This window comes from Ruegeria sp. O6, from assembly GCF_056535045.1.
This window is the reverse complement of record NZ_JBQERM010000003.1, coordinates 92057-111377: the sequence shown is the minus strand read 5'-3', so window position 1 is coordinate 111377 and position 19321 is coordinate 92057. Positions and strand designations below refer to the sequence as shown.

Annotated in this window: 19 protein-coding genes; 9 read left to right on the top strand and 10 right to left on the bottom strand. The window is 59.0% G+C overall.

Annotated features, from left to right (window positions below; all coding sequences use genetic code 11):
- Positions 1-9: 9 nt before the first annotated feature.
- From ACR0DY_RS05820 to trpS, 3 genes are all read right to left on the bottom strand, one after another.
- The gene (locus ACR0DY_RS05820; RefSeq protein ID WP_267366250.1) at positions 10-465 is read right to left on the bottom strand and encodes a universal stress protein; all 456 of its coding nucleotides are present in this window, start codon (positions 463-465) and stop codon (positions 10-12) included.
- A gap of 77 nt (positions 466-542) precedes the next feature.
- Complete coding sequence (locus ACR0DY_RS05815; RefSeq protein WP_480545908.1) at positions 543-1406, bottom strand: branched-chain amino acid aminotransferase; 864 nt, start codon at positions 1404-1406, stop codon at positions 543-545.
- Positions 1407-1465: 59 nt separating this feature from the next.
- Positions 1466-2494: a tryptophan--tRNA ligase gene (gene trpS, locus ACR0DY_RS05810; protein WP_480486677.1), complete on the bottom strand. Its 1029-nt coding sequence runs from the start codon at positions 2492-2494 to the stop codon at positions 1466-1468.
- A gap of 86 nt (positions 2495-2580) precedes the next feature.
- On the opposite strand from trpS, the gene ACR0DY_RS05805 reads away from it, so the two are divergent.
- On the top strand, positions 2581-3267 hold the full coding sequence (locus ACR0DY_RS05805) for a rhomboid family intramembrane serine protease (protein ID WP_480483200.1): 687 nt from the start codon (positions 2581-2583) through the stop codon (positions 3265-3267).
- On the opposite strand, the gene murJ is transcribed toward ACR0DY_RS05805, so the two are convergent.
- Genes murJ through ACR0DY_RS05790 form a run of 3 tightly spaced genes read right to left on the bottom strand, consistent with a single transcriptional unit; the run spans position 3268 to position 8757 of the window.
- Positions 3268-4809 carry a murein biosynthesis integral membrane protein MurJ gene (murJ, locus tag ACR0DY_RS05800; RefSeq protein WP_480897939.1) on the bottom strand — a complete coding sequence of 514 codons (1542 nt, stop codon included), beginning with the start codon at positions 4807-4809 and terminating at the stop codon, positions 3268-3270.
- Positions 4806-7625, bottom strand: a complete 2820-nt coding sequence (locus ACR0DY_RS05795; RefSeq protein WP_267365490.1) for a [protein-PII] uridylyltransferase — start codon at positions 7623-7625, stop codon at positions 4806-4808. The genes murJ and ACR0DY_RS05795 overlap by 4 nt, the downstream gene beginning before the upstream one ends.
- Complete coding sequence (locus ACR0DY_RS05790; protein WP_480483206.1) at positions 7585-8757, bottom strand: penicillin-binding protein activator; 1173 nt, start codon at positions 8755-8757, stop codon at positions 7585-7587. Before ACR0DY_RS05790 ends, ACR0DY_RS05795 begins: the two co-directional genes overlap by 41 nt.
- Positions 8758-8845: 88 nt before the next feature.
- Here ACR0DY_RS05790 and rsmI point away from each other — a divergent pair, with 88 nt between their 5' ends.
- The 3 genes from rsmI (at position 8846) to gshB (ending at position 11070) form a co-directional block, all read left to right on the top strand.
- Positions 8846-9703, top strand: a complete 858-nt coding sequence (rsmI, locus tag ACR0DY_RS05785) for a 16S rRNA (cytidine(1402)-2'-O)-methyltransferase (protein WP_480538969.1) — start codon at positions 8846-8848, stop codon at positions 9701-9703.
- 1 nt (position 9704) lies between these two features.
- On the top strand, positions 9705-10076 hold the full coding sequence (locus ACR0DY_RS05780; RefSeq protein ID WP_480538967.1) for a YraN family protein: 372 nt from the start codon (positions 9705-9707) through the stop codon (positions 10074-10076).
- Positions 10077-10137: 61 nt separating this feature from the next.
- Positions 10138-11070, top strand: a complete 933-nt coding sequence (gshB, locus tag ACR0DY_RS05775) for a glutathione synthase (protein WP_480545912.1) — start codon at positions 10138-10140, stop codon at positions 11068-11070.
- On the opposite strand, the gene ACR0DY_RS05770 is transcribed toward gshB, so the two are convergent.
- The 4 genes from ACR0DY_RS05770 to cobU are packed head-to-tail and all read right to left on the bottom strand — an operon-like array spanning position 11067 to position 14667.
- On the bottom strand, positions 11067-12581 hold the full coding sequence (locus tag ACR0DY_RS05770; RefSeq protein ID WP_480545914.1) for a YifB family Mg chelatase-like AAA ATPase: 1515 nt from the start codon (positions 12579-12581) through the stop codon (positions 11067-11069). The genes gshB and ACR0DY_RS05770 overlap by 4 nt on opposite strands.
- A 46-nt stretch (positions 12582-12627) precedes the next feature.
- Positions 12628-13512 carry a glutathione S-transferase gene (locus tag ACR0DY_RS05765; RefSeq protein WP_480545915.1) on the bottom strand — a complete coding sequence of 295 codons (885 nt, stop codon included), beginning with the start codon at positions 13510-13512 and terminating at the stop codon, positions 12628-12630.
- Positions 13513-13570: 58 nt separating this feature from the next.
- Entirely contained in the window at positions 13571-14149 is a 579-nt protein-coding gene (locus ACR0DY_RS05760; RefSeq protein WP_480545917.1) for a histidine phosphatase family protein, read from the bottom strand.
- A complete protein-coding gene (gene cobU, locus ACR0DY_RS05755) occupies positions 14146-14667 on the bottom strand; it encodes a bifunctional adenosylcobinamide kinase/adenosylcobinamide-phosphate guanylyltransferase (RefSeq protein WP_480545919.1) in 522 nt (173 codons plus the stop codon). Before cobU ends, ACR0DY_RS05760 begins: the two co-directional genes overlap by 4 nt.
- Before the next feature lie 101 nt (positions 14668-14768).
- Here cobU and ACR0DY_RS05750 point away from each other — a divergent pair, with 101 nt between their 5' ends.
- The 5 genes from ACR0DY_RS05750 to ACR0DY_RS05730 all read left to right on the top strand — a co-directional run bounded on the left by ACR0DY_RS05750 (position 14769) and on the right by ACR0DY_RS05730 (position 19248).
- Complete coding sequence (locus ACR0DY_RS05750; RefSeq protein WP_267365420.1) at positions 14769-15647, top strand: RNA polymerase factor sigma-32; 879 nt, start codon at positions 14769-14771, stop codon at positions 15645-15647.
- Positions 15644-16468: a ChaN family lipoprotein gene (locus ACR0DY_RS05745; RefSeq protein ID WP_480545920.1), complete on the top strand. Its 825-nt coding sequence runs from the start codon at positions 15644-15646 to the stop codon at positions 16466-16468. The genes ACR0DY_RS05750 and ACR0DY_RS05745 overlap by 4 nt, the downstream gene beginning before the upstream one ends.
- Before the next feature lie 63 nt (positions 16469-16531).
- Positions 16532-17728, top strand: coding sequence for a bifunctional phosphopantothenoylcysteine decarboxylase/phosphopantothenate--cysteine ligase CoaBC (coaBC, locus tag ACR0DY_RS05740; protein ID WP_480897937.1), 1197 nt, complete (start codon positions 16532-16534; stop codon positions 17726-17728).
- A gap of 15 nt (positions 17729-17743) precedes the next feature.
- Positions 17744-18199: a dUTP diphosphatase gene (dut, locus tag ACR0DY_RS05735; protein ID WP_480545924.1), complete on the top strand. Its 456-nt coding sequence runs from the start codon at positions 17744-17746 to the stop codon at positions 18197-18199.
- Positions 18199-19248, top strand: coding sequence for a HesA/MoeB/ThiF family protein (locus ACR0DY_RS05730; protein ID WP_480545926.1), 1050 nt, complete (start codon positions 18199-18201; stop codon positions 19246-19248). The genes dut and ACR0DY_RS05730 overlap by 1 nt, the downstream gene beginning before the upstream one ends.
- Positions 19249-19321: the final 73 nt, after the last annotated feature.

Sequence of the window (19321 nt, the reverse complement as noted above, 5' to 3'; positions counted from 1 at the left end):
GTTCGATCCTCAGGTGATTTCTTCCAACTTTTCCTTGCTCAGGTCACCGGGAACAATCGTGATCGGGATCGGTAGGCTGCCAGAGTTTTTTGTGAGCTGAGTCACCAGCGGGCCGGGGCCTTTCTTGTCAGTCCCCGCCCCAAGAACAAGAACGCCGATCTCAGGGTCAGACTGAACGTGTTCGATGATCTGCGGCACCGGATCACCTTCGCGAATGGCCAGTTCAGGTTCTACATTCTGTTTGTCGCGCATCCATTTGGCGAAGACTTCGAAATGGGCATGGATACGTTCCCGGGCTTCTTCGCGCATGGTTTCGGCAACACCGATCCAGTGATTGAACTCGTCCGGCGGAATAACCGACAAGATCGTCACGCCACCACCTGTATGCGCGGCACGCATCGCGGCGAACCGCATTGCGTTCAGGCATTCACGGCTGTCATCCAGAACAACTAAGAACTTACGCATGGGTGTCCTCTTCAATTTTAAGGGATCATGCCCGAGCGTTTGCGTGCTGGCAACTCGGACACGTTCATGTCGATGTACTAGCGTTCGCTTGCAGCCCAGTCCCAGTAAAGTGTGCGGGCACGGCGGGCAATGGGACCAACCTGAAACTGTGTGTCCTCCAGCGCAGTCACCGGTGTGATCTTGCTCATATTGCCGGACATGAAAACCTCATCCGCCTGGTGAAAATCCTCGAAACCCAAGACCGTTTCATGAACTGTGACACCATCCTCGCGCAGATTCTTGATATGTCGCGCCCGCGTGATCCCTGCCAAAAATGTGCCGTTGGGGATCGGGGTAAAGACCTCGCCATCCTTGACCATGAAGATGTTGGCCGTTGCCGTTTCGGCCACATTGCCCATCGCGTCAGCGACCAGAGCGTTCGAGAATCCTTTGGAGCGTGCCTCTTGCAACATGCGCGCATTGTTGGGGTAAAGGCACCCGGCCTTGGCATTGACCACAGCCGATTCCAGTACCGGGCGACGGAATCGCGTGGTCGACAGCGTGGCCGAAGCCGTTTCTGGTGCCATTGGGATTTCTTCCAGACAGATGGCAAACCCTGTGCTGTTTTCCTGCGGAACGATTGCCGTGCTATCGCCGTCAATGCCCCAATACATCGGGCGGATATAGACAGCCGTGTCAGGGCTGTAGGCTTGCAACCCTTCATGTACCAATTCGACCATCTGCTCGGTTGTCATGGTCGGTGTCAGCATCAGGGCTTCGGCGGACCGGTTCACCCGGGCGCAATGCGCGTGCAGATCAGGGGCCAACCCGTCGAAATAACGGGCGCCGTCAAAGACCGAAGACCCTAGCCACGACCCGTGATCCGCTGCGCGCATGATGGGAGTATCCCCGTCATGCCATTGGCCTTGGAAATAGGTCCGGATGTTTTTGCCGGTTGCCATGACGCCCTCCTGTGGTTCAGGCAGACCCTAGGAGGGCGTCAGGCGAAGGTCCAGTGCATTCAGCGTGATGCCGATCCGACCATACCGACGATTTCATAGGTCTTTTGCAGGATCGGAGCGGCGATCTGGCGGGCGCGCTCGGCCCCATGAGCCAGAATCCGGTCAATCTCGGCCTGTTCTCCCATAAGACGCGACATCTCAGTCGAGATTGGGGCCAGCTTGGCGACTGCCAGATCAGCCAACATCGGTTTGAAATCACCGAACTGCTTGCCCCCAACTTCGGCCAGAACCTGCGCTATGCTCTGTTCGCTGAGTGCTGCGTAGATATTGACCAGATTGCGCGCTTCGGGGCGGCCCTCCAGACCTTCGACATCCGACGGCAAAGCGTTAGGGTCGGTCTTGGCCTTGCGGATTTTCTTGGCGATCGCATCGGCATCATCGGTCAGGTTGATCCGGCTCATGTCCGAGGGGTCGGAGGACGACATTTTGCGCGAACCGTCCCGCAGGTTCATCACGCGCGGGGCAGGGCCTCCAATCACGGGCTCAGTCACGGGAAAGAAGTCGACGCCGTAGTCGTGGTTGAACTTGATCGCGATATCGCGGGTCAATTCCAGGTGCTGCTTCTGGTCTTCACCCACAGGAACATGTGTCGCGTGGTAGACAAGAATATCGGCTGCCATCAGGGCAGGGTACGCAAACAGGCCAAGCGAGGCATTTTGCGCATTTTTGCCCGCCTTGTCCTTGAACTGCGTCATCCGTTGCATCCAGCCCATTCGGGCGACGCAGTTGAAAATCCAGGCCAGCTGAGTGTGTTCGGGCACCTGGCTTTGGTTGAACAGGATTGATTTTTCTGGATCAAGACCCGCCGCGATAAAGCCCGCGCAAACCTCGCGTGTTTTTTCGCGCAGACGATCTGGGTCCTGCCATACGGTGATGGCGTGCAAATCGACCATGCAATAGACGGTTTCGAATTCGGGACCCTGCATATCGACAAAACGCTTGAGTGCACCAAGGTAGTTCCCAAGGTGCAGGTTTCCCGAAGGCTGGATGCCGGAAAACACGCGTGGCGTGAATTGGGACTCAGTCATCAAAGGGAACTCCTGTCTGGAAAAATCAGCCCCCGTCGCTTACCCATGAGGCAAAGGGACGTCAACAGCCGCGAAAGGCCAGCCCAATGAGCAGTGGACATTACACACCGCCTGTGAACCCTCTGCCACCTGCTGTGGTGGCGTTGGTTCTGTTCATAATCGGGATAGAAATTGCCTTCACGCTGGGATCACGCGGGCTGGTCGGAGGGCCAACAGCGGTGGGCTGGCGGCTGGATGCGATACAGCATTACGCGTTCTCGGCGGATATTTTCGACTGGATGGTTCTGAACGGGCGCTGGCCATTCGAACATGTCATCCGCTTCGTGACCTACCCCTTTGTATCCGCCAATTTCACCCAGGCGATTTTCGTCTGTGTTTTCGTGCTGGCGATGGGCAAAATGGTTGGCGAAGTGTTCGGCAGTTTCCCAATGCTGCTGATTTTTGTCGTGTCCGGCATTGGCGGCGCATTGGCCTACGCCGTGTTACTGGACCCGCGCTATCCGCTGATCGGAGGGTTCCCGCCGGTGTACGGTCTGATAGGCGCATTTACGTGGTTGTTGTGGCGCAAACTGTCACTTGTAGGTGCAAACCAAGCACGGGCATTTCAATTGATTGCCGTCCTTATGGGCATACAATTTCTTTTCGGCCTGATCTTTGGTGGCAACTGGGAATGGGTTGCTGATCTGGGTGGGTTTGCCACCGGTTTTGGCATGTCTTTTCTTGTTGCACCGGGCGCGTGGTCCCGGATCGTCGGCCGCATTCGCCGGGATTGATCAGGACCGGCGCAGGGCGTGCTTGAACTCCGACAGTTTGAAAGCGCCGAAGATATGGCCCAGAAGGAAATATGAGACGGCCGCGACCATGATCAGGACCAGCAGTGCCAGATAGCGCCAGCCGGGAACATCCAACGCCCACCCGAACAGGTGGAGCGCGGCGTACAATACCGCACCCATCCCAAGCGAAGCGGCCACAATCCTGCTCGCGCGCTTTTTGAACCGGTCATCGAAGCGCGCCTCTTCACCCATACGTCGTGAGCCCAAGGCCAGTAGCACAACCATCGCCCACCCGGCAGTCGATGCAGCAATTGCCGGTGCGATCCAGCCCACCAGTGGAAACAGACCAAACGCCAGAGCTGCGTTCACGATCATCGCAACAACCGCGTAGTGAAACGGGGAACGTGTATCCTCGCGCGCAAAAAACAGCGGTTGCAGCAATTTTTGCAACATGAAAGCCGGAAGCCCGACCCCGTAGATGGCAACCGCAAGGGCCGTGGCGGCCGTGTCCTCGGGGCCGAACTGGCCGCGTTCGAACAGCACCGACACGAGGGAGGTTGGCATAACCACGAAGGCCACAGTCGAAGGCAGCGTCAGCAGCAATGTGAACTCACCGGCCCGGGAAAAGGCATTGCGTGCGCCCTCTTTGTCCTCCGCACGCAAACGGCGGGACAGGTCCGGCAACAAGACTATGCCGACAGCAATGCCTACAACACCCAAAGGCAACTGGTAGAGCCTGTCTGCGGCAAAAAGCCAGCTGACGGCATTTTCGGTTTTCGATGCAACCAATTGCCCGACAACGAGATTAACCTGTGTGACCCCCATCGCCAGCGCGGCCGGGACCGCGATACGTACCATCCGTCGCATTTCAGGCGTCAGGCGCGGCATGCTGGGGCGGATGCGGATGTCGGCGCGTTCGGTTGCGATCCAGACCAGCGCCAGCTGCGCGACACCGGCCACTGGAATGACAGGGATCAACCACCGGATCACCTCGCCGCCGGACATGGCACCGGCAATCAGGGCGGTGCAAGCGAAGATGTTCAGCAGAACAGGTGCGGCTGCCGCCGCCGCGAACCGCCCGGTTGCATTCAGAACGCCTGAAAACAAGGCAGCCAGAGACATGAACAGGATGTATGGAAACACAACATATCCATAGTCCACCGCCAGATCGAACCGTTCATCGCCGTAAAACCCTTCGGCGGTCAGCCACACCAGACCGGGCATGAAAACCATGGCCAGCCCGACCAGCGCAAGAACAGCCACGGCCAGAAGATTGAATGCGTCCTGCGCAAAACCCTGAGGGTTTTCGTCTGCTTCCAGTCGTTTGGTAAACATCGGCACAAAGGCCGCGTTAAATGCCCCCTCGGCGAAAAAGCGGCGGAACATGTTGGGCAGGCGAAAGGCAGCAACAAAGGCATCCATCACTGGGCCCGGTCCGATATAGGCCGTCAGCAGTATTTCCCGCAGAAACCCCAGAATTCGGCTGGCGAGCGTCCAGAAGCCGACCGTGAACAAGCCCGAGAACAAGCGTATTTGCTTCATGAGGCCGCACGCTCGGCGCCTTCGGTGATTGCCGTGCGCAGCTTCGCCTCAAGTCCGCGCTGCTTGCTTTCCGAGTAATACTTCAAGCCGAACATGTCCTTGACGTAGAACGTATCGACCACCTGCTCGCCATAGGTCGCAATCACGGCATTGGCGATATACACGTTCGCCGCGGCCAGGGTCCGGGTCAGGTCAAACAGCAGGCCGGGGCGGTCGCGTGTGTCTACTTCGATGATCGTGTAGATTTCAGAGCCCTCATTGTCGAACGTGATATGTGTTGGCACGTTGAAAGCGCGTTCGCGTTTCTTGATCTTGTCACGTGACTTCAGTGCTTCCTTGGCGACGACTTCACCGCGCAGGGTCTTGTGAATCATCTGCGTCAGGCGTGGAAGGCGCGATGCCTCGAACGGGTGCCCCTCGGCGTCCTGTATCCAGAACGCGTCCGTTACGTAGCCGTCTTTGGTGGTGTAGCTGCGGGCATCGACGACATTCGCGCCGACCAAGGCCAGTGCCCCGGCGATGCGGGCAAAAATACCGGGGTGATCGCCCATAGCGAAACAGGCCCGCGTCGCATCACGGTCTTCATCAGGTTGCAGGCGAATTTCCATCGCGCCGGGGTCGCCGCTTTGTTCCAGCGCGTGCAGCATCTCGGCAAACTCGATATGCGTCGCAAGATTCAGGCCCTGCCAATACGGGGCGTAGTGGCGCCCGGTCTCGACCTTGAGGTCAGCCTTGGACCAGTTGTCCAAAGCGCGGCGCAGCGCTGTTTTGGCCTCGGCCCCCCGATTTGCCCGGTTCAGATCTTCCATACCGGTTTCCAGTGCACGCTTTGTTTCAGCATGCAGGGCGCGCAGCAGAGTGGCCTTCCAGTTGTTCCAGGTGGTCGGGCCAACGCCGCGAATGTCGCAAACCGTCAGAACCGTCAGCAGATCCAGCCGTTTGGTTGTCTGAACGGCCTTGGCAAAATCGCGCACTGTCCGAGGGTCGGAGATATCGCGTTTTTGGGCCATATCGGACATAAGCAAGTGATAGCGCACCAGCCATTCAACGGTTTCGGAATCCGATTTGTTCAGGCCGAGCCGAGGCGCCACCTTGCGCGCGATCTGCGCCCCGAGAATCGAGTGGTCTTCGGGGCGACCTTTCGCAATGTCGTGCAAAAGAAGCGCGACATACAGCACCTTGCGATTGACCCCGCCTTTCAGAATCGAAGAGGCCAGAGGCAGAGATTCGACCAGCTCTCCGCGTTCGATCTGGGCAAGATTGACGATGCACTGGATTGTATGCTCGTCCACCGTATAGCTGTGATACATATTGAACTGCATCATTGCCACGATGTGCTCGAACTCGGGCAGGAAAGCGGACAGCACGCCCAACTCGTTCATCCGTCGCAATGCGCGTTCCGGGTTGCCGTGTTTCAACATCAGATCCAGGAAAATGCGCTGAGCTTCCTTGTCGCCGCGCATTTCGTCATCGATCAGATGCAGGTTCGCGCTCACCAGCCGCATGGCATCAGGATGGATCAGCATACCTGTCCGCAAACCTTCTTCGAACAGGCGCAGCAGGTTCATTTTGTCGGAGAGAAATTTCTCAGGTTCCACCAGATCCAGACGACCGTGAACCACCTTGTACCCTGCCTTGACCCGTCGACGCCTGCGGAAAATGCGTTCCAGCAGGGGCGCACCTTTCATGTGCAGCGCTTCGAGTTTGGTCAGGAAGATGCGCGTCAACTCACCTACGCGTGTGGCTTCGCGGAAATACCGCTGCATGAACACTTCGACCGCGCGACGCCCGGCGCGGTCCTCGTACCCCATGCGTGCGGCGACCTCGACCTGCATGTCAAAGGTAAGCTGCTCGGTCGCGCGACCGGTGACTAGATGCAGGTGCGAGCGTACAGCCCAAAGGAACTCTTCGGCCTGAACGAAGGTCTTGAACTCTTCGGGGGTGAACAAGCCTAAAGGCACCAGTTCGGCCACGTCCTGAACGCCATAGATATATTTCGCGATCCAGTAGAGGGATTGCAGGTCACGCAGGCCGCCTTTGCCTTCCTTCACGTTGGGTTCGACCATGTAACGCTCGCCTTGTTTGTGGTGGCGTTCGTCACGTTCGTGCAACTTGGCTTCGATGAACTCGCGTTCGGTTCCCTTGAACAGTTCGTCTTTCAGCCTTCGGTCCAACCCGTCCGCCAGTGCCTTGTCACCGGCCAGATAGCGTTGCTCCAACATCGCTGTGCGGATCGTGAAATCCTCGGCACCCAACCGCAGACAATCTTTGATCGTGCGTGACGAATGCCCGACCTTAAGCCGCAAATCCCACAGGATATAAAGCATCGACTCGATGACGCTCTCGGCCCATGCGGTGATCTTGTAGGGGGTGAGGAACAGCAGGTCGACATCTGAAAACGGCGCCATTTCCCCACGCCCGTAACCGCCAACAGCCAGAACGGCGATCTTTTCACCTTGGGTGGGTGTTGCAAGCGGATGCAGGCGTGTGCTTGAGACCAGCATCGCCGTCCCAACCAGTTGATCCGTCAGGTATGTATATGAGCGCGTGAGTGCGCGCGCGTCGAAAGGACGTTCGCCAAATGCCTCTGCAATGGCCGCGCGGCCAGACTTTTGAGCCTCGCGCAGAATGCGCACCGTCTCGGACCGCATTTTGGTGTTGTCCGGGCAGACCTCAAAGGCCTGAGCCAGTGCATCATTGACGGCAGTGCTGTCGAAGATGTCTCCGGCGGGGCAGATCAACGCGCTTTCGGGCACGTTGATCGCGCCCGTCAGATCAGAAACCGGCACCAGAGAAGCTTTGTGGGGCAGGGTCAATCACAACCACCTGTTTGTTCTGGATCGTGGCAACGGCCAGACCGCGTTCGTTGGTGCCGTCCGGGCGTAGGCGGAAGATGCCGCCAACACCCTGGAAACCGGCGTTCTGCGTCAGGGCCGAAGCGGTCAGGGCGTCTGATTTGCCCTGGCTGACCAAGGCACCAATTGCGGCGATGCCGTCATAGGCCAAGCCGCTGATCGGGTGCGGTGCTTCGCCGTAGGTTGCGTTGTAACGCTGACGGTAGGCTTGTGCCTTGGACGGGTCAGGCAACGCAAACCACCCCCCCTGAACCCCCGGAAGCTCCAGAGTTTGCGGAGGGATATCCCAACGTGTCAGGCCAATGAATTGCGTGGTTGCCGGAGAAACACCGGCCTCTGGCAGCAATTGCGAGAACAGCGGCAATGCCCCCGCCGTGGTCGCCGTCAGAAAGATCGAATCCGCGCCCGTCGAATCGACAGTGGCCTTGATCGTGGGAACCGCATTAATGACACCCTGTTGTGACCGGTCGTATGCGACGGTCCCTGCATTGTTGACCCGACTGTTCGCTATGGCATTGGCGATTGCGGACCGGCCCAACTGTCCTGCGGCGTCGTTGCTGTGCACGACCACGGTGTTGACCTTGCCCTGACTGCCCGCATAATTCACCAGCCGGTTGGCCGTGTTGTCAAAGGTCGGGCCCAATACAAAGACGTTGCCGCCTGCAATGCTGGCGTTGTTTGAAAACGAAAGAACGTTGACGTTCTTGCTCAGCACCGCCAATCCCGCAGCATTCGCTGCTTGGGCATATACTGGACCAATGATGATTTTTGCCCCGTCCGCAACAGCCTGTTGTGCAACGGCTGTCGCCGTGTTCGGGTTTCCGGCCGTGTCATAAACGCGTAAGTCGATCTGGACATTTGGCAAATCCGACATTGCAAGCCGCGCAGCATTCTCAAGGCTTTGCGCCAGCGCTGCATCACCAGATTGCGCAGATCCTCTGGGAACCAGCAAGGCGACAGGAACCGGCTTTGCGGTATTGATCGAGGGACCTCCGCCAAGACCACCTGGTTCACAGGCAGCAAGAAACGCTGCGGTCGTCAGGGCAGCGGCGACTTTCGCCAGCTTGCTTACGGGCTTGCAAACGGTAAACATCTAAATGAAAACTCCCTGATCCGGCGGCTGCGAATGCTTCTGTTCTGTTGAGCCGCGATAATAAACGTCACGCTGTGAGGGTCCAGCTTTGAATTTCCAAAAGATCAAGTTGGCTGCGGGCCTGTATTTTGTTGCCACTCCGATTGGAACAGCACGCGACATTACGCTCAGGGCCTTGGATGTTTTGGCCTCAGCCGATGTGATTGCGGCAGAAGACACCCGCAGTTTACGTCGCTTGATGGAAATACATGGCATCCCGCTGGAAGGCCGACGAATCCAAGCCTATCACGACCACAGCGGCGCAGGCGCACGCGGCAAGATCATGGAGGCGCTGGCGCAAGGGCAATCGGTGGCCTACGCGTCCGAAGCAGGAATGCCGCTAATTGCCGATCCGGGCTATGATTTGGGCAAGCAGGCCGCCGAAGCCGGGTATACCGTGACCTGCGCCCCGGGCGCGTCTGCCGTTGTAACGGCCCTGACGTTGGCGGGGCTTCCCACGGACGCCTTCTTTTTTGCAGGCTTCCTTCCCAACGCATCCAAAGCACGCCGCACCCGTATCGAGGCGTTGAAGGACATCCCCGGCACATTGGTGTTCTACGAATCTCCGAAACGCGTTGCCGCCTGTCTGTCGGACCTGGCTGAATGCTTGGGGCCTGAACGGCAGGCTGCGCTTTGTCGAGAGCTGACAAAAAAGTTTGAGGAGGTCCGTCGCAGCAGCCTGTCCGAACTGGCAGAGGAGTATCGGGGCAAGACGGTCAAAGGCGAGATCGTCCTGCTGGTGGACCGCGGTCATTCGCAAAGTGTTAACGAATCCGATCTAGAAGAAGCTTTGAAACGGGCTTTGGAAAATCACTCAGTTCGGGATGCAGCGGATCTTGTATCGGAAATGTACGACCTGCCGCGCCGACCGATTTATCAGAAAGCATTGAAATTGGGCAAGGGATGACATGGGGCGGCGTGAACGACAGGGTTCGATCTCTTACCACGCCGGAAAGGCCGCAGAGTCACAGGTCGCCGCAGATTACGAGCGTCGGGGCTTTGCCATAGCGCATCGTCGCTGGCGGGGCGCTGGCGGAGAGATCGACCTGATTGCACGCGACGGCGACGGGCTTGTGTTCATCGAAGTTAAAAAAAGCACCAGCTTTGAAAAGGCCGCTGCCCGGATCAGCCGCAAGCAGATCGAACGGATTTACGCCTCTGCCGCGCAGTTCTTGGAAAACGAGCCGGACGGGCAGCTGACAAACGTGCGCTTTGACGCGGCACTTGTGGATGGCTCTGGCGCGGTTCAAATCATCGAAAACGCCTTTGGTTTTGGCTAAGCCCCATTGAACCCACAGGCGTGCTGGTCCATGTATCTGGCGGGAAACTGAGGGACATGCCATGAAAATCGCCTTTCAAATGGACCCGATCGGGGCCGTGGATATCAACGCCGACAGTTCATTCCGTCTGGCGGAAGAGGCACAGGCGCGCGGGCATTCTTTGTTTTTCTACGGTCCGGATCACTTGGCCTATCAACAGGGTCGCATCACCGCGCGAGGTCACGACATGACCGTGCAAAGGGTTGCCGGAGATCCTGCGGTTCTGGGTCCCGAACGTGAGGTGGATCTTGCCGATTTCGATGTCGTCTGGCTGCGTCAGGACCCGCCATTTGACATGCATTACATCACGTCCACGCATTTGCTGGATCGTCTCAAGGGTCAGACGCTGGTCGTCAACGATCCGTTCTGGGTGCGCAACTACCCGGAAAAGCTGCTGGTGCTGGATTTCCCCGACCTGACCCCGCCAACAACGATTGCGCGTGATTTGCAGACGATCAAGGCGTTCAAGGAAAAGCACGGCGATATCATCCTCAAGCCGCTTTACGGGAATGGCGGCGCGGGTGTGTTCCGGCTTGACGCCAATGACCGCAACCTGACTTCCTTGCATGAGCTGTTCACCGGATTCTCGCGCGAACCTTTGATCGTGCAGAAATTCCTGCCGGATGTCAGCAATGGCGACAAACGGGTGATTCTGGTGGATGGCGAAGCGGTCGGCGCAATCAACCGGGTACCCGCCGAAGGCGAAACGCGGTCGAACATGCATGTTGGCGGACGTCCGGAAAAGATCGGCTTGTCCGAACGCGATCTTGAGATCTGCGCGGCGATTGGGCCTCTGCTGAAGGAAAAGGGTCAGGTCTTTGTAGGAATTGACGTTATTGGCGACTATCTGACCGAGATTAACGTGACTTCACCGACCGGCATTCAGGAACTGGAACGGTTTGACGGCGTAAATATTGCCGAAAAGATATGGCAGGCCATCGAGGCCAGGCTTTAAGCCATCACCCGGGCAGAGATGCGAAAACTCAGCGCTTCAGCCACGTGTGGTCGGCGGATATCGGTCGCGCCGTCCAGATCGGCGATGGTGCGCGCCACCCTCAGGATTCTATGAAAGGCCCGGGCTGACAGGCCGAAACGATCTGCGGCTTTCAACAGCAGCTCTTTTCCTTCGGCATCGGGCGTGGCGATCTCTTCCAGTATTTTGCCTTCTGCATCAGCGTTTTGTCGTAACTCCGGCGTGTCACAAAACCGGTCTGCCTGAATGGCACGCGCCCTTTCGACACGTGCTGCAACTGTCGCCGAGCTGTCGCCGGATGGGGGCAGATCAAGGTCGGTGAAGCCCACAGGCGGAACTTCGATCCGCAGATCGAACCTGTCCATTAACGGGCCCGAGATTCGATGCAGGTAATCTTCACCACATCCCGGTGCTCGCGAACAGGCGCGCGATGGATCTGTCAGATAACCGCATTTGCAAGGGTTGGCGGCGGCGACCAGCATGAAACGACAGGGGTATTTCACATGGGCGTTCGCGCGCGCCACCATGACTTCGCCGGTTTCAATGGGTTGCCGCAGGGTTTCCAGAACGGTGCGTGGAAATTCGGGGAATTCATCCATGAACAGCACACCATTATGAGCCAATGAGATTTCGCCCGGTTTGGCCCCTTTCCCACCACCAACTATGGCCGCCATCGAGGCCGTGTGGTGCGGTTCGCGGAACGGGCGAGTGCGGTTTATTCCGCCTTCATCCAGTAACCCACATAGCGATTGGATCATCGACGTCTCCAGGGCTTCCACGGCAGTAAGCGGCGGCAAAATTCCGGGAAGCCGCGCCGCCAGCATGGATTTGCCCGATCCCGGCGTGCCGATCATGATCAAGTGGTGACGTCCGGCCGCGGCGATTTCCAAGGCACGTTTGGCACGCTCCTGCCCTTTCACATCGCGCAGGTCGCGGTTGGACGGTGTCAGGTTCACTTCGCCGGGTTGTGCTGCTGGCAACGGGGATTGGCCCGAGAAATGGCGCACGACCTCTCCAAGTGATCCGGCGCCGATCACTTGAGTGGCATCTACCCAGGCCGCCTCGGCGCTGGAGGCGCGCGGACAAAGCAAGGCGCGGTCTTCTGAAGCTGCCGTCATGGCGGCAGGCAAGGCACCGACAACCGGAACCAGAGAACCGTCGAGCGACAACTCCCCCAATGCAACGGTGCTTTCTGCGGCATCGGCAGGGATGATGTCGAGCGCGGACAAAAGCGCCACCGCAATGGGCAGGTCGAAATGGCTGCCTTCTTTAGGAAGGTCGGCGGGGGACAGGTTGATGGTGATCCGCTTGGACGGCAGCGCAATGGCCATCGCGTTCAGCGCGCTGCGGACGCGGTCACGCGCCTCGGACACGGCTTTGTCGGGCAGGCCCACGATGGAAAAGGCTGGCAGTCCGGGTGAGACTGCGCATTGCACCTCGACCGGGCGGGCATCAACGCCTTGAAAAGCAACGGTGTGGGCGCGGGCGACCATGGCAGTCCTGTTTTGGTTAACAGGACGTTGCTGCCACGGTTCTGGTTTAAGAGTCGTTAACGGCTGCGCGCATGGCCGCGAATTTGGGCCATGCTCCGGGGTCGGCCACAGTTTTGTTCCGGCAGAATGGGTTGCAGAACCCCCAGCATTGCCCGTCAAGCTCCAGGAAATCGGTGACAGGCTTGCCGGAATACGGGCAGGCGGCGTTGATTGACGGACCACCTGAAACCGGCTTCGCAGCAGAAACACCCCCGACTGGCCAAGGGCCGGACGGCAAGTCCTGCGCGTATGGGAAGGTGTCATACTCTACGGTCAATCCCATGGCGCGCCACTGTCTGACGATGGGATCAGAGAGCAGTTCCATGCAATAAGCCCGGTTCGCCTCTGACACCGGCAGCCCATATCCTATAATCCGCGCAGCAACGGGTGTGTAGAAGACGTCTGCCAGTGAATAGGCACCAAATAACGGTCCTTGGTCTGCCCCTGACACGCTCCGCGCATGTGCCCAGAGTGTTTCAACCCGCTCAAGGTCTGACAAAGTCGCCCCAGACGGCGTAAAGCCTTGCCACACGTTGCGCAGCTGCATGGCGCATTCTCCACGCAGGGCGCTGAATCCGGCTACCATTTCGGCGCATAGCCAGCGGGCGGTTGCCCGGGCAGCGGCATCCGAAGGCCATAACCCGGCATCGGGGTGGCGTTCGGCCAGGGTTTCGGCCATTGCCAGGCTTTCCCCCACAACCGTTCCATCCGGCAGGCGCAAGGCGGGAACAAGGCGAGCAGGGGCCAGCGGTTCCATGTCTTGCGCCATAGTGCCGGAATAGAGGCCGATCATGTGGCTGCGATAGGGCAGGTTGAATTTCTCAAGCATCAACCAGCCGCGCATTGACCAGCTGGAGAAGAGGCGATCGCCGATATAAAGGTCATAAGTCATGCGCGGACGATGCCTCAGCTTTGCGGACCGGTAAATCAGTGATTTGTGTTGGACCTGTTCACGGAAGGTGATTGATCGACCCGACAGTCCACGCCCCGCCGTTGACAGCGATATCCGTCACCGAAAGGTTGTCGATCCGATGCGCAAAGGTCTGCTGCCCGTCCAGACCAAGGGCGCGCTGCACTTGTGTCAGGATCACGCCGAAATGCGCGACGATCACCAGATTGCGGCCCGTATGCGCGGACATAAGCGCGTCGATCGCGGAATCGACCCGGTCGCGGACCTCATTCCAGCTTTCACCTTGCGGTGGGCGGACATCACCGGGGTTGTCCCAATAGGCAAAAGCCAGCTCGGGGTCTTCGGCTTCAATCTCGGCAAACCCGCGAAGCTCCCACCGACCGAAATGGATTTCCCGCAGGTCCGGGTGATGTGGCAGACGGCGACGCTGGCCTTGAATGGCAGAAGCAGTGTCAATTGCACGCGACAGGTCGGACGAAATCACAAGTGCATCGGATGGCAAATGGTCGTGCAGGCGCTTCAGTGCTGCTGTATCGCTTAGATCAGCAGGCAGATCGGACCAGCCAACCATCGTCTTTGCATGCGTGGGCCCGTGGCGAACAAGATGCAGTCGCGTCACGGCAGCTGCCCTTTCAGGACCAACGGCAACCCCGCGGTCACCTGGATCACCAGTTTAGCCTGCGCCGCAAGTGCAATGTTCAGCCGGCCCTGCGCTTCGCGAAAGCGGCGGGCAAGCGCGTTATCCGGAACAATACCGTGCCCGACTTCGTTCGACACGATCACAATCTGCGCGGGGCATGCACGCAGGGCCTTTAGCAGGTCAGTTTGGACTGCGCCCAGATCGGTTTCGGCCAGCAAGTGATTGCTGAGCCACATGGTGGCGCAATCGACCAGACACACCTGATCCGAGGACAGGCTGGACAGCACCGGCCTCAGGTCAAGGGGCTCTTCAATCGTGGTCCAACCGCCGCCCCGCTGTACCAAATGGCGATCAACCTTCTGCCGCATCTCGTCATCAAACACTTGTGATGTCGCTAGGTAAACTCGATTTTTCCCTGTGGAAACAACGAGGTTCTCGGCAAATGCCGACTTGCCCGAAGCAGCTCCGCCCAGAATTAAGGTTAAATCTGACGCCACAGTACTTACCTAAAGATGATCCAATTGGTGCTGTTTTGCGTATCGGTCATAGGTCGGCATGGCAAGCCCGGCCAACGCCTGCAAATCAGGGGGAGAGGTTTATGGCACTGGACAACGCGACAGATTTTTCGATGTCCCGGCAAGCGATGAAGGCCGAGTTGCTGGATGCGGAAACGGAACTGAGGCTGGCCTATGCCTGGCGTGACCAGCGTGATGAACAGGCGCTGCACCGCCTGATCACAGCGTATATGCGGCTGGCAATTTCGATGGCGGCCAAGTTCAAACGCTATGGCGCGCCGATGAATGACCTTATCCAGGAGGCCGGTCTGGGTTTGATGAAGGCCGCAGACAAGTTCGACCCTGATCGTGGGGTGCGGTTTTCGACTTATGCGGTGTGGTGGATCAAGGCGAGCATTCAGGATTATGTGATGCGGAACTGGTCCATGGTGCGAACGGGGTCCACCTCGGCGCAGAAATCGCTGTTTTTTAACATGCGTCGGGTTCAGGCCCGGCTGGAACGCGAGGCCGCAACCGAAGGTCTTGAACTGGATCGCCACCAGCTGCATCAGATGATCGCCACGGAAATCGGGGTTCCTCTGCGCGACGTTGAACTGATGGAAGGTCGGCTGTCAGGGTCGGATTTTTCCCTGAACGCGGTGCAATCCGCCGACGAAGACGGGCGTGAATGGATCGATGCGCTGGAAGATGAACGCGAACAGGCCGCCGAAGCAGTTGAACACACCCACGACACCGAACAGTTGCGCCAGTGGTTGCTGATCGCGATGAACGCACTGAATGACCGCGAGCGGTTCATTGTGCGCGAACGCAAACTGCGCGAGCCTGCGCGGACACTGGAGAGTCTCGGCGTCGAGTTGGGACTGTCCAAGGAGCGGGTGCGACAGCTTGAGGCCGCAGCGTTCGCAAAAATGCGCAAGAACCTTGAAGCCCAGTCGAACGAGGTGCAACACTTCATCGCATGAAACAGCTTGCGATTCTTGCGTGTGTTCTGGGCCTTACGGTTACAGCGGCGCGACCCGGACTGGCGGAAGATCTTATTTCCGATGATGCGGCTCTCGCGATGCGGGATGCAGATGTGGTAATTCTGGGAGAGGTTCACGACAATCCCCGCCACCACCTCATTCAAGCCGAAGCGATAGTGGAAATCTCACCCTCGGCCGTTGTCTGGGAGATGGTCACCGAAGAAGGCGCGCAACGGCTGGCGCAAAAAGCCGTCTCCAACCCGGAAGAGTTGAGCCGTATTCTGCAATGGGCAGAAAGCGGCTGGCCACCACTTAGGCTGTATTATCCGGTGTTCAAGGCCTCCGGTGCGCCGGTTTACGGGGCCATGGTGCCGCGTGCTGCCGCGCGGGCTGCGATGGAACGCGGGGCCGCCACGGCGCTGGGTGCAGACGCGGCGCGCTACGGTTTGACTGTACCGCTGACGCCCGAGGAGCAGGAGGCGCGTGAGACGGATCAAATGGCCGCGCATTGCGATGCTCTCCCACCCGAAATGTTACCCCAGATGGTCGCGATCCAGCGTTTGCGCGATGCGGTTCTTGCGCGCGCGGTGATACGCGCGATGGAAGAAACCGGCGGCCCGGTTGCCGTGATCACTGGGAACGGACATGCGCGCAAAGACCGAGGTATCCCGACATTTCTTGAACGCCTTCAACCCGGATGGAAGGTGGTCTCGGTCGGACAGTCCGAAGACGACATTATCGACGGTGACTTTGATATCGTAATCGACAGCCCCACAGTCGAGCGTGAAGACCCCTGTGCGGCGTTTCAGGTTCAGAATTAATCGCTGGAACAACCTGCTGGGCTTGCCTAATGTCGGGGCCGACCGGAACAGGAAGGGCTGAACATGCTGTCATCCAAACGCATTCTGCTGATCATCGGCGGCGGCATCGCGGCCTACAAATCGCTGGACCTGATCCGCAGGCTGCGTGAACGTGGCGCGGCCGTAACGCCTGTGCTGACGCGTGCGGCAGAGGAATTTGTAACACCTCTGTCCGTGTCTGCCCTTGCCTCAGAAAAGGTCTATGGTGACCTGTTCGATCTGACCGCCGAGGCCGAGATGGGTCATATCCAGCTGTCACGCTCTGCCGATCTGATCGTCGTGGCCCCCGCAACAGCGGACCTGATGGGCAAGATGGCGGGGGGGTTGGCAAATGATCTGGCATCGACCCTTCTGATGGCAACGGACACGCCCGTCCTGTGTGCACCCGCGATGAATGTACGCATGTGGGAACACCCGGCGACGCGACGCAACCTGAAGCAGCTTCAAGCGGATGGCGTGTGCTTTGTTGGCCCAAACGAAGGTGATATGGCCTGCGGTGAATATGGCCCTGGGCGCATGTCGGAACCGCTGGAAATCGTCGCGGCGGTTGAGGCGCAATTTGCGGCAGGACCTTTGGTGGGTAAGCGCGTGCTGGTAACTTCGGGTCCGACGCATGAGCCGATTGATCCGGTCCGGTATATCGCGAACCGCTCTTCCGGGGCGCAGGGCTCGGCCGTGGCACAGGCACTTGCGGAATTAGGGGCCGAGGTGATCTTTGTCACGGGCCCCGCGGACGTACCGCCACCGTCGGGTGTGCAGGTCGTGCCGGTCGAGACCGCGCAACAGATGTCGGACGCGGTTGATGCGGCGCTGCCCGTCGATGCGGGCGTGTTTGCGGCGGCGGTGGCAGATTGGCGCGTGGCCAGTGCGTCGGACAAGAAGCTGAAGAAAAGCCGGGACGGTTTGCCGGTTCTGGAGTTTGCCGAGAACCCCGACATTCTCACACGTGTCTCGCGGATGGAAAATGGGCGCCCACCTTTGGTTGTCGGCTTTGCGGCCGAGACCGATGACGTGATCGAACATGCTACCGCCAAGCGGCTGCGCAAAGGCTGTGACTGGATTGTTGCCAACGATGTCAGCTCTGCCACCGGGATCATGGGCGGGTCCGAGAATGCGGTTATCCTGATTTCGGACAGCGGAGCCGAGGAATGGCCGCGTATGGGCAAGGCCGAGGTTGCGCGGCGGTTGGCAAGCAGGATCGCGGACGCGTTGGCGGGCTGAAGGAAAGGCAAAACCATGGTTGCAATTCGAGTGATCCGCGAAGACGGGGCAGACCCCGCCGTGGCGCTTCCGTCCTACGAAACTGCGGGTGCTGCTGGCGCGGACGTGCGTGCCAACTTGCCCGAGGGGGTTTCGATCATGCTGGAGCCCGGACAGCGGGCGCTTGTGCCGACCGGTCTGCGCATTGAAATCCCGCAAGGATACGAGGTTCAGGTCCGTCCCCGCTCGGGCCTTGCACTGAAACACGGGATCACGCTGCCCAATACGCCGGGCACTATCGACAGTGACTATCGCGGACCTCTGGGGGTAATCGTGATGAATGCCGGTCAGGAACCGTTCGAGATTGTCCATGGCGATCGTATCGCGCAGCTGGTAGTTGCCCCTGTCGTGCAGGCGGCATTCGAACTGGCTGAGGCATTGGGTGAAACAGATCGCGGGGCTGGTGGTTTCGGCTCGACCGGGCGCGGCTGATGCTGCTGGTTCTTGTTCTGGCAGCTGGGCTATGGGGCGTCGGCTATATCGCGGGCGCGTCAAAAACCGCGCGTGTGGTGTCGGTGAGTGTGTTGTTGGTCGGGGTGATCCTGTCTCATCTGATCTTTCCGGATGGGCATCCCCTGCGCGAAGCAACCGGTGGGTCCGCGGCACTGTGGCTGATCCTTGCGGGATTCGCTGCCATCGTTTTGCTATATGGCCGTGTGCTGAAGGCCCTGCGCAACCGTGCAGTACAAGCCTCCAAGCCGGAATCTACCCTGCCCTCTGACCGTTTCACCGAAACCGAACTGAACCGGTATGCCCGTCACATTGTGCTGCGCGAATTGGGCGGGCCGGGTCAGAAAAAGTTGAAACAGGCCCGTGTTCTGGTGATCGGCGCGGGAGGTTTAGGCGCCCCGGCGCTGCAATATCTGGCGGCCGCAGGTGTGGGTACAATCGGGGTCATTGACGACGACATAGTCGAGAATGCGAACCTGCAGCGGCAGGTGATCCACCGCGATGCAGATATCGATATGCCCAAGGTCTTTTCCGCCCAGCAAGCGATGGAGGCGCAGAACCCGAATGTGGAGGTTCTGCCCTTTCATCGCAGATTGAGCGATGAAATCGCAGCAGATCTTTTTGCGGACTTCGATCTGATCCTTGACGGTACGGATAATTTTGAGACCCGCTATCTGGCCAACCGGACTGCTGTCGCGTTGGGCAAGCCACTGATCTCGGGGGCCTTGTCGCAGTGGGAAGGGCAGCTCAGCGTGTTTGACCCAGCCAATGGCAGCCCGTGCTATCAGTGTATCTTTCCCGAAGCCCCGGCCCCCGGTCTGGCCCCGTCCTGTTCCGAGGCTGGTGTGATTGGCCCATTGCCGGGCGTCGTCGGATCGATGATGGCGGTCGAGGCGATCAAGGTGATAACGGGCGCTGGCATGGCGCTGCGGGGCGAGATGCTGATCTACGACGCCCTGTACGGTGAAAGTCGCAAGATCACTCTGACCCGCCGTGCCGATTGCCCCATTTGTGGTGCCGCAAGCAATTAACCTTTCTTAATGTGGGCTGGGGGTTCTGGAACACCCGGCCATGGCGAACTAGCTATAGGATCAAAGGAGATCC